This is a genomic window from Ciceribacter sichuanensis (assembly GCF_024055605.1).
GTDB lineage: Bacteria > Pseudomonadota > Alphaproteobacteria > Rhizobiales > Rhizobiaceae > Allorhizobium > Allorhizobium sichuanense.
Genome location: NZ_JAMXLX010000007.1, coordinates 1 through 15,780 on the forward strand (window position 1 = coordinate 1; position 15,780 = coordinate 15,780).

A 15,780-nucleotide genomic window follows, 5' to 3' on the forward strand; every position below is an offset into this window, starting at 1 on the left:
ATGCCAAGCCTGGCGCCGGCATTGAACATGCCGGAGAAGACGATCTTCCGTGCCCGTGCCGTGATATCGACGAAACCGCCGGCCCCTGCCGTCACATGCGGCCGGAAAGCGAGCTTCGATACATTGACCGAACCATCGCGACCGATTTCCAGGAAGGAAAGCAGCGAGGCATCGAAGCCGGCCCCCTGAAAATAGGTGAACTGATAAGGAGAGGGCATGAAGGCATCGGCATTCGAAGCGCAGCCGAAGGCGAAGTCGAGAAGCGGAACGCCGCCGACAGCGCCCTGTTCGATGGCCCAGGTCACCGCGCCGTGCAGGCCTTCTTCCAGCAGAACACGCGGCACGTTCGCCGAGATACCGAATCCGAGATTGACCACGCTGCCGGCCTGCAGTTCCTGGGCCACCCGGCGGGCAATCATCTTCTGGATATTGAATTCCGGCACACGGAAGCTGTCCAGCGGGCGGAAGATTTCGCCCGAGATCCCAGGATCGTAAAGCGTCTGGGTCGTCTGCTTCTGGTCGGGATCGACCACGACATAATCGACCAGCATGCCCGGCACCCGGACATCATGGGGCTTCAGAGAGCCTTCCTTGGTGATCCGCTTGACCTGCGCGATGACGATGCCGCCGTTGTTGCGGGCGGCGAGCGCCTGATCGAGACCACCGAGATAGGCGCCCTCGTGTTCATAGGTGAGATTGCCGCGCTCGTCGGCGGTCGTTGCCCTGATGATTGCGACCTTCGGCACGATGGCCGGGAAATAAAGCCATTCCTCGCCTTCGAACGGCAGCTTTTTTACCACCGGTTCGCGGCTTGCGGCCTCGTTCATGGCGCAGCCCTGACGCGCGGGATCGACGAAGGTTTCGAGGCCCACCTTGGTCAGGACGCCCGGCCGTTTCGCAGCGGCTTCGCGATGCATGTCGAACAGGATGCCCGAGGGAATGTTGTAGGCCGGAATCTCGTTATTGGTGATCATCTGCCAGATCAACGGCGGCTCTGCCGTCGAGGGACCGGAAGGATAGGACCCACCGATGATGCGGGCGAGCAGCCCCTTGCGGGCGATATGGTCGACACCCTTGATGCCGCTCATGTCGCCGGCCGCAATCGGGTGCAGCGTGGTAATCTCGCGCGGGTGGCCGGTCGCTTCGAAGCGCTCGCCGATGGCTTTCAGCATGAGATCGGGGCAGCCGAGACCGCTCGACGAGGAAACGGTGACGATAGCGCCATCTGGGATCAGGGCCGCGGCTTGCGCCGGAGTGATGTGCTTGCTCATGGACGTGAACTCAAAATCCCGTTTCGACCTTGACCGCGTGACCGACCTTCGCCGCCTCGACGACCGCAAGCCCGGTGGCCAGCGACCAGATGCCATCCTCGACCGTCGCCGACGGCTTGCCTCCACCGGCGACGGCGGCATGGAAAGCCTTGAGCGCCGTCTCATAGAGATTGTGCTGATCGAGAGGCAGTTCGTGCTCTCCGGACGCGTCGCGCAGAACGACGGCACCCACCGGTTTCTGGGTCATCACATTGCGAGCGATCAGCGAGCCCTCGGTGCCATGCACCTCGAAACCGGTTTCCGCGAACTTCGTAGTAAAGCCGTCATGGAATTGGGCGATCAGTCCGGACTCGAAGCGCATGACGCCCATCACGGCGTCTTCCAGACCCGCCTTGCCCATGCCGCCAGTCTGCGAAAAGGCGATCACCTCGACCGGATTTTCGCCGAGCACGAAACGAAGCGTATCGGCATCGTGCACGGTGATATCGAGGATCACACCGCCGCCAGCCTGCGGCTTGTCCAGTCGCCAGCCCTGCAAATGCGGTGGCAGATAAACAGCATGGAAAACGCGCGCGGAAAGCGGCTTGCCGATCCGGCCATCGGCAATCGCCTGATGCATGGCCCTGTGGCTGGCGGCATTGCGCAGATGATGATTGGTCGCGAGGATCACGCCGGCATCGGCTGCGGCCTTTGCCATGGCATGCGCATCCTCCAGCGAAAGAGCGAGCGGCTTTTCGCAGAGGACATGCTTGCCGGCCTTGGCGGCAGCGATCGCCTGCGGAGCATGAAGCTCGTTGGTGGTGGAAATGTAGACGGCATCGACCGAGGCATCGCCCAGAAGTTCATCGACACTGGTAACGGCCTTGGGAATACCGTTTTCCGCGGCGTAAGCCTGCCCACGCTCGGCATTCGTGCTCATGACCGAGACGACGTCGCCTCCGGCCGCGCGGATCGCATCGATCACCCACTCACGGGCGATCGTGCTTGCGCCGATCAATCCCCATCGCACAGTCATGCCATCTTCCTCCCGAATATTCCCTGTCCGGCGCCGCAGCTCTCCCTGACCACGAGGCGCACAGCACCCGTGATCGCTTCGGCTTCCGCCTTGTCCGCATTGATCTGCTTCAGCAAAAGCTGGGCGGCGCGCCGGCCCATGCCCTGCGGGTCGACCGCAATCGTTGTCAGCGCCGGCACTGCCGTCTGCGCCTCGATCACATCGTCGAAACCGACGACGGCGAAGTCGCGACCGGGCTCCAGCCCCCGCGCCCGAAGGCCATCGCAGACGCCGAAAGCAGCCGCATCGTTGAAGCAAACCGCGCCCGTTGGCTTCTCCGCAAGCAGCATCGCCCGACCGATCGCCTCCACGCCGCCGGCCCGCGACGGCGCGGACGGCACGACCAGATCCTCGCCGAATTCCAGACCAGCAGCAGCCATGGCCGCGCGATAACCTTCAAGGCGCTCGGCAAAGACCACGGTATCGGCAAAGCCACCGATAAAGGCGATGCGACGATGACCGAGCGAAACCAGATGCTCGACCGCCGCCACCGTTCCCGCCCGGTTATCGGAGACGAGCGAAGACACCTTGGCGCCCGGCACATTGCGCACCACGAGCACAACCGGAATGCCTGCGGACACCAGCGGCTTAAGATCCTTCGCCGTCGTTCCGCGCGCCGGCGAGACGATCAGACCCGACACCCCATGCTCGCGCATCGAGGCGATCACCTCGCTCTGCCGGTCGATGCTCTCTCCGGTATTGGCAAGAAACTGCACGAAGCCAGCCGATTGCACGACCATGTCGACGCCCACCGCAAGCTCGGCAAAGAAGCTGTTGGTCAGATCATTGACGACAACGCCGATGATCTTCGACTTGGCGTTCGACTGGCGCAGGTTGGCCGCACCGCGGTTATAAACGTATCCAAGGTCTCGCATTGCAGCGTTGACCTTGACCCGGGTCGCCTCACCGACAAGGGGAGAGCCCTGCAGGACAAGCGATACCGTCGACTTCGACACACCGGCCGCTTCCGCGATATCAATGACGGTGACCCGTCCCTTGTTCATCAGACTTCCTCCCGGGACTTTCGTCCGCTCTTGGCATTAAATAATTGGAACGTTCCAAATATGTCAAGCACCGGCCCACGAAATCCTTGCGACAGGTCGATCGGCCGCTGAAAACAAAGAAATATTTCTATTTTTTCTCGTAAATCATCCGCCGAAACGCCATTCAAACATTATCATGTGTTCGAAAAAATTTCTTGAATTTTGGAACGTTCCAAATTATTCAGCAAAAATCCAGAGGAGGATGGAGATGACTGAGAGCCTGAAACTGCCCGATGAAGGCGGAACCGTTCGCGAGTATCAGCTGGTCGGGACACCGATTGCCCGCCCTTCCTCGCCGCCAGTTTTCAATCGCATTGCCTATGCGGCGGCACATGTCGTCTCCGATCCGTTCCGTGACGCAGATCCCTGGAACCGGCCCCAAGTCGACTGGGAAACGACCATGGCATTCCGCCACCATCTATGGAGCCTCGGCTTCAAGATCGCCGAGGCGATGGACACTTCCCAGCGCGGCATGGGCCTCGACTGGGCCGGGGCGCAGGAACTCATCAGCCGCTCGCTCGCAGAAGCACGGTCGGTGAAAGGCGCCGATCTCGCCTGCGGTGCTGGCACCGACCAGCTCGCAGCCGCCGATACCCGCTCGCTCGATGACGTCATTGCGGCCTATGAGGAACAGATCGGCTTCATCGAAAAGCACGGTGGTCGCGCCATCATGATGGCGAGCCGTGCATTGGCACGCGTTGCCAAGTCGCCGGAAGATTATGCTTACGTCTACGGACGCATCCTGTCCCAGACCAGGGACAAGGTTGTGCTCCACTGGCTGGGCGAGATGTTCGATCCGCAGCTTACCGGCTACTGGGGCTCACAGAGCTTCGAGGCTGCACTCGATTGCGTGATCGACATCATCGAGGCCAACAGGGACAAGGTCGAGGGTATCAAGATCTCCCTGCTGGAAAACGCCAAGGAGATCGAACTGCGCCGTCGCCTGCCGGAAGGCGTGCTCTGCTTCACCGGCGACGACTTCAACTATGCCGAACTAATCGGGGGAGACGGCAAGCGCTACAGCCATGCGCTGCTCGGTATCTTCGACGCCGTCGCCCCCTCCGCCTCAAAGGCACTTGCGGCTCTGGCAGGCGGCGATACGGCAACCTTCCGTGCAGTGATCGAACCGACCGTTCCCCTCTCCCGCAAGATCTTCGAAAGCCCGACCCAATATTACAAGGCAGGCGTGGTTTTCCTTGCCTGGCTGAACGGGCACCAGTCGCATTTCAGCCTGCCGGCCGGCATGCAATCGGCACGTGGCATCCTGCACTATGCCAATATCTTCCGGCTGGCGGATCGGGCGAATGTGCTCGACAAACCGGAGCTTGCGACAAGACGCATGAAGAGCCTGCTCGGCGTTTACGGCATCGAGTGAGGTTTCCGGGCCTCTCTCACCGTTTTCGATCATGCCTGAACGGCAGAAACCTCAGTCGTATTCCGGAAAGCGTGGCGTGCTGGCCAGCAGCTTCTGCGTATAGGCGTTCTTGGGGTTTGCCAGGATCTCCCGCGTCGGTCCGCTTTCCACGATCCGGCCCCGCTCGAGAATGACCAGTTCATCACAGAGCAGCGCGACGAGGCTGATGTCGTGAGATACCAGCACCAGCGTCACGGTGTTCGACAACTCTTTCAGGAGCTCGACGATCCGCACGCGAGTGGAAAGATCGAGCGCGCTGACCACCTCGTCCGCAAGGATGATTTCCGGCCGGGAAACGATAGCGCGGGCGATCGCGATGCGCTGGCGCTGTCCGCCGGAAAATTCGTGCGGATAGCGGGATGCCGCATCGGCAGGCAACCCGACGGAAGCCAGCGCCTCGGGAACCGCCTGTTTCGGATCGAAACCCGTCTTCAGCGACCGGATCGGCTCGGCGATGATATCGAAGACCGACTGACGCGGATCGAGCGAGGAATAAGGATCCTGAAACACCGCCTGCATCGAGCGCCGGAAGTCCCGCATGAACCCGCGGTTCGAAAGATCGACCGCCCTGCCTTTCAGCGCGATCTCGCCGGCGACGGGGCTCGCGAGCCCCAGCAGCAGGCGCAGCATTGTGGTCTTGCCCGAGCCGGATTCGCCGACAATGCCGAGATTGCGGCCGGCCTCGACCTTAAGGCTCACACCGTCAAGCACGCGCTGTCCGCGCCCGTAGCCGAAGGTGACGTTCTTCATCTCGAGCAGGGTCATAGCGCTCTCCTGAGGGCCTGATCGAAGGAGCGCGCGGCAGCGAGAAGACCTTGCGTGTAGGCGTGCTGCGGACGGCGGAACACTTCTCCAACCGGTCCCTGCTCGACGAGCCTGCCCTGCTGCAGCACCACGACACGCTCTGCGGCCATCGCCACCACCGGTAGGTCATGGCTGATGAACAGTAGCGCCATTCCGCTTTCCCGGACGAGGCTTTCGAGCAGTTTCAGGATTTCCGCCTGGGTGGTCACGTCGAGCGCGGTGGTCGGCTCATCCGCGATCAGGAGCCTGGGCCGGCAGGCAAGCGCCATGGCGATGGCCGCGCGCTGGCGCTGGCCGCCGGAAATCTCATGCGGCCAGGAATTTGCGATGCGCGCCGGATCAGGCAGAAGCACGCGCTCCAGCAGGCCGATCACTTCACCATCGACGGCCGACCTGTCGAGGCTCAAGCCATCCCGGCGACGGCGGCGGCGCACCACTTCCGCCACCTGCCGCCCGATCTTCATCAGCGGATCGAGCGCCGTCAGCGGCTCCTGAAACACGGTTGCGGCGACATCCCCCCGAAGCGGAACGAGTTCGCGGTCAGACGCGCTGATGACCTCCCTGTCACCGAGACGAACCGAACCTTCAGCAGACATGCCATCCGCGAGAAGACCGATGGCGGCGAGCGCGGTTAGCGACTTTCCCGAACCGGATTCTCCGATCAGGCCAACGCGTTCGCCGGCCGAAACGGAGAACGACACGTCGGAGACGAGCACACGCCCGCCTGCCCTGATCGTCAGGTTTTCGACCTTGAGGATATCGCTCATCGGCGCCTCCTGCGGGTTGGATCTCCGAAATCGCGCAGGCCGTCCGCGAGCAGGTTAAGGCCGATTACCAGCGAGACCAGCGCAATGCCTGGAGCGACCGCGCCGAAGGGCGCGGTATAAACTGTCCCCTGTGCTTCCTGCAGAAGACGTCCCCAGGACGAATTCGGCGGCGGCGCGCCAAGCCCGAGATAGGAAAGCGAGGCTTCCGCGATGACGGCAAGACCGAACTGTAGCGCCAGATTGACGATCAGCGTCGGCCAGATGTTCGGCAGCACATGAATGAAGACGACGGCCGGCCACGAGGTCCCCGAAACGCGCGAAGCGGTGATGTAGTCCATGGCCAGCACGCGCTTGGCAAGGATGCGGGTCAGCCGGGCGATGATCGCGGAACTGGCGATCCCGATGGCAAGGATCGCCGTCCAGAGGCTCGCGCCGTCGCTTGAAGCCACGATCAGCATGGCGACCAGCAGGGTCGGGAATGCGATCAGGATATCGAAAGTGGCGGCGAAGACATCATCAAGGGTTCTCGTCGCAAAAGCGGAAATCACCCCGATCGTCACGCCGATCAGCGCGCCGATGGTAACCGCTCCTGCGCCGACCACCAGCGCGATGCGCGAACCGATCATGATCTGGGTCATCAGGTCACGGCCGAGCCGGTCCGTTCCCGCCCAATGGAAGAGCGATGGCGCTTCGAGGCGCCCGCCGACCATGCCTGTCGGATCGTAGGGGGTCCAGAACAGGCTGACGAGCCCGAGAAGGATGTGAAGCCCGACGACAAGGCTCCCGAGCATGAAGTTCGCGGAAACCCTGAAACGCTCGTGAGGAAGAGAGACCGGCAATTCCGGATTGTCGAACGTCATGCCTTTGCCCCCGTCGCTCTGCCACGCAGCCGCGGGTCGATCAGACGCTGCGCGATATCGGCGGCGAAGCCGACAAGGAGCACGAGAAGCGTGGAGATGAACAACACGCCCTGCACATTCGGATAATCGCGCTGCTCGATGCCCAGCAGAAGCATCGACCCAAGCCCCGGCAGCGAAAAGACGCGCTCGACCACGACCGCGCCGAGAAGGGTCGAGGCGAGTTCTATGCCGAGGATCGAAATCACCGGCACCGCGCCATTACGGATACCGTGACGGATCAGTGCTTCCGAAAATCCGGAACCGAGCGCCCGCGCCGTCCTGAGATAGTCGCTGCCAAGCACGTCCTGCGTCGCGGAACGCACGTAGCGGATCAGCGACGATGACATCACAAGAGCGATGGTAATCACCGGCAGGACAAGCGCATGAAAGGCCGCTGGGGCATTCGTCCAGCCGCGAGACGGAAAGCCGCCGGAGGGGAAGAGCCGCAGATTGACCGCGAAAACGGCGACGAGAAGAATGCCGATCCAGAACACCGGCACGGCGATGCCGAACTGCGACACGACCGAAAGCAGGACGCCATACCAGCGGTCCTGCTTGACCGCCGCGATGATGCCGAGCGGCAGGGCGATCACGATTGCCAGAACGAAAGCCAGCAGCGTGAGCGGAACAGTGACCGTAAGCCGCTTGCCGATCTCCGCCAGCACCGGCGCACCGCTGATGAAGGAGTTGCCGAAATCGAAGCGCGCAAGGCTCGATACGAAACGGACGAACTGTTCCGAAACAGGCAGGTCGGAACCGACCTGCCGGCGCGCAGCCTCGATCTGCTCAGGGTCCGCACCAACGGAAACCAGGGCATTCGCGGGATCACCGGGAAGCAGGCGCAGCAGCAGGAACAGAACGGCCGCGGCGATCAGGACCGACAGGACGAGGATCACCGAACGGCGTATGAGATAGGCAAGAATGGTCGCCACCTTTCTTAGAGCATTTCCGGCAAAAACGGTTGCGCCTTCAAAGCTCTTCTCTCTGTTTTCACGCAATTCCGGACGCAAAACCGGTTCCCGCTTTTGCTGGAATTGCTTCAGACGCAAAATGCCGCCCGAAAATAGTTCGGGCGGCGCTTGCTGTCGAGCGTGCCGCAGGACGAGGCCCGCGGCTTGAACAGTTCGTTATTCGGCGGCCTTCTGGATGCCGTAAGCGAAGAACTGCGAGTTGAGGCCGTTCACCGGATAGCCGGTCACCGACTTCTTCGAAACCACGATCTGCGGATAGAGATAGAGCCAGTTGCTGGCGGCATCCTCGGCGATCACCGTGTTGGCTTCCTTGAGCTTCGCGGTCTGCTCGTCCGTGGTAGCGCTCGCTTCGGCTTCCTTGATCAGGTCGACGACCTTCGGGTTATTGTAGCCCCAGTAGAAGTCCGGATTGCCGTAGAAGACGATATCGCGGTGGTTCACATGCTCCTGCAAGGTCGCCTGGAAATCATGAGCCTTGTAGACCTTCGTGTACCATTCGTTGGCCGTGATGACGTTGATGTTCACCTTCACGCCGACCTTGGCAAGTTCGGTTTGCAGGAACTGCGCGACGATCGGATGCGGATCGTAGTTCGGCGTATCGAGCGTAAAGGAGAAGCCATCAGGATAACCGGCTTCCGCCAGAAGCGCCTTGGCGCTGCCCACGTCATAGGCGTCGACATTGGTGAGGTCGACATACCACGGATCGGTCGGCGGCACGAAGGAGCCGATGACAATGCCGTAGTCGCCCCAGATGGCGTTCAGGAGCTTTTTCTTGTCGACGGCGCGAGCCAGAGCCTTGCGCACCTTGACGTTATCGAACGGCTTCACCCGGTCGTTATAGGCAAGCAACAGCTTGGTGGAGGACTGGCCCTCGGCGACCGTGAAATCCGGATTGTCCTTGAACTGCGCAAGCGAATCCGGGCTCTGGACGGAGGTGACGATATCGACCGAACCGGTCAGCAGCGCATTGTTGAGCGCGGTCGCCTCGGTGAAATACTGGTAGACGACTTCGCCATTGCTCGGCTTCGTACCCCAGTAGCCGTCGAAACGCTGGAGCGAGATGGAGGAACCGCGACGCCATTCCTCGAGCTTGTAGGGACCCGTGCCGTCTTCAGAAGACTGCAGGTCCTTGGCGGCGTCATTGACCACCCAGACATAGCTCAGATTGTAGGGCAGCGAGATCGAGCGGGCAGAGAGCTTCACGACGACCGTCTGGTCGTCGGGCGTCTCGACAGCGCTGATGGTCTTGAGGCTGTTCTTGCGCGAGCTCTTGGATTCGGCCGCCGTGACGCGCTCGATCGAGAACTTGACGTCCTTTGCCGTAAGAGGCTCGCCGGAATGGAAGGTAACACCCGGCTGCAGGGTGAAGGTATAGGTCAGACCGTCATCGCTGACCTTGAAGTCCTTAGCCAGAACCGGCTCGACAGCACCCGCATCGCTCAGACGGAAAAGAGCTTCGTAGACATTGCCGTTGAAGGCTTCGTTGATGCCCTGCCCCGCGCCCGCGGTGTTGTCGAGGTTCTGCGGCTCGTAGAGAGAACCGATGTTGACGGTCGCATCGGCATCGAAGTCCGCAGCCGCAAGCGGCGTTGCGAACGAAAGGGCGACGAGTGCGGCCGCAGCCGTCGTCGCGCGCCATTCGGACAGGAAACCCTGCCTGTTTTTATTGGCAAAACCGCTCATGGATGTGCTCCTCGTATCGTCAGTGTTTTTGGTCGTTGATCTCGATTGGTGTTATACCCTACCAGACTTGTGGGGTATTGGATCCTTCGCCTGATTTGTCGTTGCGGAGGAAAATGCTCACAGGCAATTCCACCGCATGAAGAGAATTATTTTCCACTCCGATGAAGAGCTATCGCGACACTCACGAAGTTCAAGTACGCCATCGACAATGCATCCCACACAAGAAGCATCGGAAAACTGAAAGGCTGAGGACATGAGCGACCTGGACCGAGTTCGCGCGGAAAGTTTGATGGGAGCAGCCGGCATCGATGCCCTCGTCTTTTTCCAGCCGGAGGCTTTCCGCTATGCGATAGGCGCTCATGCCGGCGTGGCGACGATGTGGGGGCGGGCAGGTTCCGCGATCGCTGTCGTTCCGTCTGATACCACCGCCTCGCTGGCCGCCGTCATCAGCGATCATGCCGCCGCCGGCATGGCGAGGCTGTACCAATCCGTGGATATCCGCACGCACCGCATATGGATCGACGGCGTCGCCCTGACCGGACAGGAAACCATCGCCGATATCGACGCAGCCTATCGCCATATGGAAAACACCGGTCCGCGACCGGAGACCTTCGATCAGGAAGCATGCTTCCGTCTGCTCGCCGACATTCTCACCGAGCGCGGACTGGACAAGGCAGTGCTGGGGGCCGATTTCTCCTTCCTCCCTGCCGCAGACTTCGAAAGGCTGAAGAAGGCCCTCCCCCATGTCACATGGAAAGACGCCTCGGACATTCTGCTGAGGTTGAGGGTGATCAAAAATCCACGTGAAATCGAGCGCCTGCGCCGAGCCGCGCGCGCTGCCGAAGCCGGCCTGCGATCGCTGGTGTCTGCCGTAAAGCCCGATGCTTCCCTGCGCGAACTATCAGCCGCATGGCTCCAAGGTGCCCGTGAAGAGGCCACAGCCGGAGGCTTCGGGCTCTCGGGACATTGGGATTATATTTCGGTCGGTCCCGACCTCACGGATGGCAGCGCCACGGTAAAACCCGGCTCTCTGATCAAGGCGGATGTCGGCACGCTGGTCGAGGGCTATTCCTCCGACGGCGCGCGGACCTTCGTGCTCGGGCAACCGGCGGCACTCGCCACGGATCTTCATGCCATCCTGCATGAAGCCTTTCTCGCCGGTCTCGAGCAGATCCGGCCCGGCCGTCGTTTCGGGGATGTTCACGCCGCAATGCTCGCCCGGTTCAGGAAGAACGGCCTCGACGAATATTATCGCGGACATTTCGGCCATTCCGTCGGCGGCAATGCCGGCATCGAGGAGTGGCCCTTCTTTTCAAACAGCAATGACGAGGTGATCGAACAGAACATGGTCGTCGCCCTTGAAACGCCGTTCTATGCGCAGGGCTTCGGCGCGCTGATGATCGAGGATCAGTTTCTCGTGACCGAAACCGGCACCGAATGCATGAACAGCTTGCCACGCGATATCATCCGCATCGGCTGACAACCGGGTCTCATGGAACGGACATGACAACGCCGGCGCGATGACGCGCCGGCCTTTGTATTCTTGGAGAAGAAACGATCAGACGCGTTCGAGCGCGACCGCGATGCCCTGACCGACGCCGATGCACATGGTGGACAGCGAGTAGCGGCCGCCGTTGAGCGAAAGTTCCAATGCCGCGGTGCCGGTTATGCGGGCGCCCGACATGCCGAGCGGATGGCCAAGCGCAATCGCGCCGCCATTACGGTTCACGCGCGGATCGTCATCGGCAATGCCGAGCAGACGCAGCGTTGCAAGACCCTGGCTGGCGAAGGCTTCGTTCAGTTCGATCACGTCGAACTGGTCCTGCGTCATGCCGAGCCGCGTCATCAGCTTTTGTGAGGCCGGAGCGGGACCGATGCCCATGACTCGCGGGGGAACGCCAGCGGCAGCACCACCGAGAACCCGGGCAATCGGGGTCAGGCCATACTTTTTCACAGCCGCTTCCGACGCTATGATCAGGGCGGCCGCACCATCGTTGACGCCCGAGGCATTGCCGGCCGTCACGGTTCCACCTTCTTTGCGGAAAGGCGTTCCAAGCTTCGCCAGCGTCTCGATGGTCGTTGCACGGGGATGCTCGTCCTTCTCGACGACGACGGGATCGCCCTTGCGCTGCGGAATGGTGACTGGCACGATTTCCTTCGCTAGGCGTCCGTTGGCCTGAGCTTCGGCGGCCTTGGCCTGGGAGCGAACGGCAAAGGCGTCCTGATCCTCGCGGCTCACCTTGAAGTCCTCGGCGACGTTCTCGCCGGTCTCCGGCATGCTGTCGACGCCATACTGCTTCTTCATCAAAGGATTGACGAAGCGCCAGCCAATGGTGGTGTCGTGGATTTCGGCGTGACGAGAGAATGCTGTCTCGGCCTTCGGCATGACGAAGGGAGCGCGGCTCATGCTTTCGACACCGCCGGCGATCATCAATTCCGCCTCGCCCGACCGGATGGCACGAGCCGCGGTGATGACCGCATCCATGCCGGAGCCACAAAGACGGTTGATCGTCGTACCCGAAACGCTGACTGGCAGACCGGCCAACAGCAGCGACATGCGGGCAACATTGCGATTGTCTTCGCCTGCCTGGTTTGCGCAGCCGAAGATCACATCATCGACAGCTTCGAAATCGAGGCTCGGATGACGCTCCAGAAGCGCTTTCAGGGGAACCGCGCCGAGATCATCGGCGCGGACGGAGGAGAGCGAACCGCCGAAACGGCCGATCGGGGTGCGGATATAGTCGCAGATATAGGCTTCGCTCATGTCACAACTCCGGTACGATCAGGTCACCTACAGGTCCCGGCACCAGAAGTTCGGCGCCGGTCAGGGCCTGCAGCTCTTCGAGAGAGATCGACGGCAGCTTCTCGCGCAGGACGAAACGGCCGCCTTCGATATCGATCACGGCAAGGCTGGTATAGACGCGGGTCACGCAGCCGACGCCGGTCAGCGGCAGGGTGCAGCGGTCGAGCAGCTTGGGCTCGCCCTTCTTCGTAACATGCTCAGTGATGACAGCCACGCGCTTGGCGCCATGTACGAGGTCCATCGCACCGCCAACGGCCGGTACACCGCCTGCGCCTATGCTCCAGTTCGCGAGATCACCATTCTGGGCAACCTGATAGGCGCCAAGAATTGCGACATCCAGATGCCCACCGCGCACCATGGCGAAGCTGTCGGCATGGTGGAAGAAGGCGGCACCCGGCTTCAGCGTCACGGCCTTCTTGCCAGCGTTGATCAGGTCCCAGTCTTCCTCGCCCTTGGCGGGGGATTCGCCGAAGTCGAGGATGCCGTTCTCGGTATGGAACACGGCCTGACGTCCCGGCGGCTGGTATTGGGCGACCATTTCCGGGAAGCCAATGCCGAGGTTCACATAGGAACCGTCTTCGATATCCTGTGCTGCGCGCCAGGCGATCTGGGCGTTGGAAAGCTTGTCAGTCATGGGTAGCTCGCTCCCTCACGGTTCAAGACTTCTTCCTGCTGAGGATTGGACACTTCGACGACCGACTGCACGAAGATGCCGGGTGTGATGACGACTTCCGGATCGATCTCGCCGGGCTCCACGATCTTGGACACCTGCACGATGGTGGTGGCCGCGGCCATGCACATCAGCGGGTTAAAGTTGCGAGCCGCCTTGTTGTAGATCAGGTTGCCATGGGTATCGCCGACATGTGCCTTGACGATCGCAAAATCAGCCTTCAGCCAGCGTTCCTGCACATAGGGACGGCCTTCGAATTCCTCGATCTTCTTGCCGTTGGCAAGTTCGGTGCCGTAGGAGGTCGGCGTGAAGAAGGCCGGGATGCCAGCGCCGCCGGCGCGGATGCGCTCGGCCAGCGTGCCCTGCGGCACAAGTTCCAGCTCGATTTCACCAGCCTGATACTTTTCCGTAAACACGCGCGGATCGGCGGAGCGGGGGAAGGAGCAGATCAGCTTGCTGACCATGCCCTGCTCGATCAGCGCCGCAAGGCCGACATGGCCGTTGCCGGCGTTGTTGTTCACAACGGTCAGGTTCTTCGGGTGTCCGGTCTGCACGAAACGGTCGATGAGCGCATGGATCAGTTCGATCGGTGCGCCGGAACCACCGAAGCCACCGATCATTACCGTTGCGCCATCGCCGATCTCGGCCACAGCCTCGGCCGGACTTGGGACTGTCTTGTCCATCGGGATCTCCTCTATCGCCGCAACGGACTGACGCCGCACGGCCCGCATCATGGATAGAAAATAGAGCCCTTCCCGGCAATGGATTTGTGCGATATGATGCATTTGTTGACATATCGCACGGAACAGCAATGCCCATTACCCAACGCGACACCATGGGCGGCCTTGCCAAGGGCCTCGCCGTCATCGAGACCTTCACTGCGGAGCATCCGCGCCAGAGCATTTCCGACGTTGCCGCGGCAAGCGGTCTCGACCGGGCGACCGCGCGGCGCTGTCTGCTCACGCTCGCCCACTTCGGCTACGCGGACTACGACGGAAAGTTCTTCACGCTGACGCCCAGAGTATTGCGGCTTGGAACCGCCTGCCTCGCAACCATGCCGCTTCCGCAGATGGTTCAACCGCTCCTCGATACGCTTTCCGACGAACTTGGGGAAAGCTCCTCCGTATCCATCCTAGATGGTGACGAAATCGTCTATGTGGCGCGCGCAGCACAACGGAAAGTCATGTCGATCGCCCTGATGCCGGGATCGCGCCTTCCCGCTTTCTGCACCTCGATGGGCAGGATCCTGCTTTCGGCGCTTTCTGAGGATGAAGTGCGCCAACGCCTCGCCCTTCATCCCCTCACAGCGCGTACGCCCATCACCGTAACCGATTCGGATACGCTCATGGAACGCATCCGCGCGGTGCGCGCCCAAGGCTATGCCGTCATCGATCAGGAAGTGGAACTCGGCCTGCGCTCGATCGCCGTGCCGGTGCTGACCGCCCGCGGGATCACTGTCGCGGCACTCAACATCGGGCTTCCGGCCAGAGGGGAGGATGTCTCAGACCTTGCCGCGAGGTACCTGCCCAAGCTGCTCACAGTACAGGCGGAGTTGAAGAAGATGCTGCGATAGGCACCGCTCCGGCTTGGGAAGCGGGAACTGGCCAACTGCACCGCAACCTGCAATCATGCATCCAGCAATGCCGATTCAGAAAGCTGTAGGGAGTAGATCGTGGGGCGCCTGCACACAGAGAACCACCTTGTCGCACGTATCGGATGGCTCAGGGCCGCCGTGCTCGGAGCCAATGACGGGATCGTCTCAACCGCCAGCCTGATTGTTGGCGTCGCATCGGCCTCGACGGCCAGTTCGGAGATCCTGGTTGCCGGCATTGCCGGGCTCGTCGCCGGCGCGATGTCGATGGCTGCGGGAGAATATGTGTCCGTGAGCTCGCAATCGGACACGGAACAGGCTGACCTTGAACGGGAACGGCGGGAACTGGCGACCAGCCCTGAATCCGAACACGAGGAACTCGCCCAGATCTATGTTGCCCGGGGTGTCGAACTCGAGCTTGCAAGAACCGTAGCAAGCCAAATGATGGCGCACGACGCACTGGCGGCCCACGCCAAGGACGAGCTCGGCATTTCGGAAATTACCAGCGCCCGTCCCATTCAGGCGGCGCTCACGTCGGCTGCAACGTTCGCCATGGGCGCCGCCCTGCCTATGCTCGTGACGTTGCTGTCGCCGGTCACGATGATCCCGATCTCCGTTTCGCTTGCCTCTCTGGTATTTCTCGCGCTGCTGGGAGCGATTGGCGCACGCGCAGGCGGCGCCAATATAGCCAAGGCGACAGCAAGGGTCACGTTCTGGGGCGCTCTTGCCATGGCTCTGACCGCTGGCATCGGCGCCCTGGTGGGCACCGCCGTTTGACGGACATCCGCTACAGTGGATAATTCCGCGGCA

Annotated in this window: 15 protein-coding genes; 4 read left to right on the top strand and 11 right to left on the bottom strand. The window is 61.7% G+C overall.

Annotation, left to right across the window (positions count from 1 at the left end; genetic code table 11):
- From NBH21_RS19280 to NBH21_RS19290, 3 genes are all read right to left on the bottom strand, one after another.
- On the bottom strand, positions 1-1,271 hold a 1,271-nt coding region (locus tag NBH21_RS19280), incomplete at its 3' end, for an acyl CoA:acetate/3-ketoacid CoA transferase (RefSeq protein WP_252759583.1).
- A 10-nt stretch (positions 1,272-1,281) separates the two neighbouring features.
- Positions 1,282-2,286 carry a Gfo/Idh/MocA family protein gene (locus tag NBH21_RS19285; protein ID WP_250914464.1) on the bottom strand — a complete coding sequence of 335 codons (1,005 nt, stop codon included), beginning with the start codon at positions 2,284-2,286 and terminating at the stop codon, positions 1,282-1,284.
- Complete coding sequence (locus tag NBH21_RS19290; RefSeq protein ID WP_250914463.1) at positions 2,283-3,329, bottom strand: LacI family DNA-binding transcriptional regulator; 1,047 nt, start codon at positions 3,327-3,329, stop codon at positions 2,283-2,285. The genes NBH21_RS19285 and NBH21_RS19290 overlap by 4 nt, the downstream gene beginning before the upstream one ends.
- A 247-nt stretch (positions 3,330-3,576) precedes the next feature.
- On the opposite strand from NBH21_RS19290, the gene NBH21_RS19295 reads away from it, so the two are divergent.
- Complete coding sequence (locus NBH21_RS19295) at positions 3,577-4,743, top strand: dihydrodipicolinate synthase family protein (protein WP_250914462.1); 1,167 nt, start codon at positions 3,577-3,579, stop codon at positions 4,741-4,743.
- 51 nt (positions 4,744-4,794) lie between these two features.
- On the opposite strand, the gene NBH21_RS19300 is transcribed toward NBH21_RS19295, so the two are convergent.
- The 5 genes from NBH21_RS19300 to NBH21_RS19320 form a co-directional block, all read right to left on the bottom strand.
- Positions 4,795-5,547 carry an ABC transporter ATP-binding protein gene (locus NBH21_RS19300; RefSeq protein ID WP_250914461.1) on the bottom strand — a complete coding sequence of 251 codons (753 nt, stop codon included), beginning with the start codon at positions 5,545-5,547 and terminating at the stop codon, positions 4,795-4,797.
- On the bottom strand, positions 5,544-6,353 hold the full coding sequence (locus tag NBH21_RS19305; RefSeq protein WP_250914460.1) for an ATP-binding cassette domain-containing protein: 810 nt from the start codon (positions 6,351-6,353) through the stop codon (positions 5,544-5,546). The genes NBH21_RS19300 and NBH21_RS19305 overlap by 4 nt, the downstream gene beginning before the upstream one ends.
- Positions 6,350-7,144 (bottom strand): ABC transporter permease, encoded by a 795-nt coding sequence (locus NBH21_RS19310; RefSeq protein ID WP_425340456.1) that lies wholly within the window; start codon positions 7,142-7,144, stop codon positions 6,350-6,352. The genes NBH21_RS19305 and NBH21_RS19310 overlap by 4 nt, the downstream gene beginning before the upstream one ends.
- Positions 7,145-7,209: 65 nt before the next feature.
- A complete protein-coding gene (locus tag NBH21_RS19315; RefSeq protein WP_250914458.1) occupies positions 7,210-8,184 on the bottom strand; it encodes an ABC transporter permease in 975 nt (324 codons plus the stop codon).
- Positions 8,185-8,379: 195 nt separating this feature from the next.
- The gene (locus NBH21_RS19320) at positions 8,380-9,906 is read right to left on the bottom strand and encodes an ABC transporter substrate-binding protein (protein WP_250914457.1); all 1,527 of its coding nucleotides are present in this window, start codon (positions 9,904-9,906) and stop codon (positions 8,380-8,382) included.
- 253 nt (positions 9,907-10,159) lie between these two features.
- On the opposite strand from NBH21_RS19320, the gene NBH21_RS19325 reads away from it, so the two are divergent.
- Positions 10,160-11,386, top strand: a complete 1,227-nt coding sequence (locus tag NBH21_RS19325; protein WP_250914456.1) for a M24 family metallopeptidase — start codon at positions 10,160-10,162, stop codon at positions 11,384-11,386.
- Between the two features lie 78 nt (positions 11,387-11,464).
- Here the strand turns inward: NBH21_RS19325 and pcaF are convergent, their stop codons facing one another.
- Genes pcaF through NBH21_RS19340 form a run of 3 tightly spaced genes read right to left on the bottom strand, consistent with a single transcriptional unit; the run spans position 11,465 to position 14,062 of the window.
- Positions 11,465-12,670, bottom strand: a complete 1,206-nt coding sequence (gene pcaF / locus NBH21_RS19330; RefSeq protein ID WP_250914455.1) for a 3-oxoadipyl-CoA thiolase — start codon at positions 12,668-12,670, stop codon at positions 11,465-11,467.
- A gap of 1 nt (position 12,671) precedes the next feature.
- Positions 12,672-13,343 carry a 3-oxoacid CoA-transferase subunit B gene (locus NBH21_RS19335; protein ID WP_250914454.1) on the bottom strand — a complete coding sequence of 224 codons (672 nt, stop codon included), beginning with the start codon at positions 13,341-13,343 and terminating at the stop codon, positions 12,672-12,674.
- A complete protein-coding gene (locus NBH21_RS19340; protein ID WP_250914453.1) occupies positions 13,340-14,062 on the bottom strand; it encodes a 3-oxoacid CoA-transferase subunit A in 723 nt (240 codons plus the stop codon). The genes NBH21_RS19335 and NBH21_RS19340 overlap by 4 nt, the downstream gene beginning before the upstream one ends.
- Positions 14,063-14,196: 134 nt before the next feature.
- On the opposite strand from NBH21_RS19340, the gene NBH21_RS19345 reads away from it, so the two are divergent.
- The gene (locus NBH21_RS19345; protein ID WP_250914507.1) at positions 14,197-14,952 is read left to right on the top strand and encodes an IclR family transcriptional regulator; all 756 of its coding nucleotides are present in this window, start codon (positions 14,197-14,199) and stop codon (positions 14,950-14,952) included.
- Between the two features lie 99 nt (positions 14,953-15,051).
- The gene (locus NBH21_RS19350; protein WP_250914452.1) at positions 15,052-15,747 is read left to right on the top strand and encodes a VIT1/CCC1 transporter family protein; all 696 of its coding nucleotides are present in this window, start codon (positions 15,052-15,054) and stop codon (positions 15,745-15,747) included.
- Positions 15,748-15,780 lie beyond the last annotated feature (33 nt).

Coding starts and splice junctions, on each gene's coding strand:
- NBH21_RS19305 (WP_250914460.1), bottom strand. CDS start 6,353: ATGAGCGATATCCTCAAGGTCGAAAACCTGACGATCAGGGCAGGCGGG.
- NBH21_RS19290 (WP_250914463.1), bottom strand. CDS start 3,329: ATGAACAAGGGACGGGTCACCGTCATTGATATCGCGGAAGCGGCCGGT.
- pcaF (WP_250914455.1), bottom strand. CDS start 12,670: ATGAGCGAAGCCTATATCTGCGACTATATCCGCACCCCGATCGGCCGT.
- NBH21_RS19320 (WP_250914457.1), bottom strand. CDS start 9,906: ATGAGCGGTTTTGCCAATAAAAACAGGCAGGGTTTCCTGTCCGAATGG.
- NBH21_RS19325 (WP_250914456.1), top strand. CDS start 10,160: ATGAGCGACCTGGACCGAGTTCGCGCGGAAAGTTTGATGGGAGCAGCC.
- NBH21_RS19310 (WP_425340456.1), bottom strand. CDS start 7,144: ATGCTCGGGAGCCTTGTCGTCGGGCTTCACATCCTTCTCGGGCTCGTC.
- NBH21_RS19300 (WP_250914461.1), bottom strand. CDS start 5,547: ATGACCCTGCTCGAGATGAAGAACGTCACCTTCGGCTACGGGCGCGGA.
- NBH21_RS19340 (WP_250914453.1), bottom strand. CDS start 14,062: ATGGACAAGACAGTCCCAAGTCCGGCCGAGGCTGTGGCCGAGATCGGC.
- NBH21_RS19295 (WP_250914462.1), top strand. CDS start 3,577: ATGACTGAGAGCCTGAAACTGCCCGATGAAGGCGGAACCGTTCGCGAG.
- NBH21_RS19285 (WP_250914464.1), bottom strand. CDS start 2,286: ATGACTGTGCGATGGGGATTGATCGGCGCAAGCACGATCGCCCGTGAG.
- NBH21_RS19335 (WP_250914454.1), bottom strand. CDS start 13,343: ATGACTGACAAGCTTTCCAACGCCCAGATCGCCTGGCGCGCAGCACAG.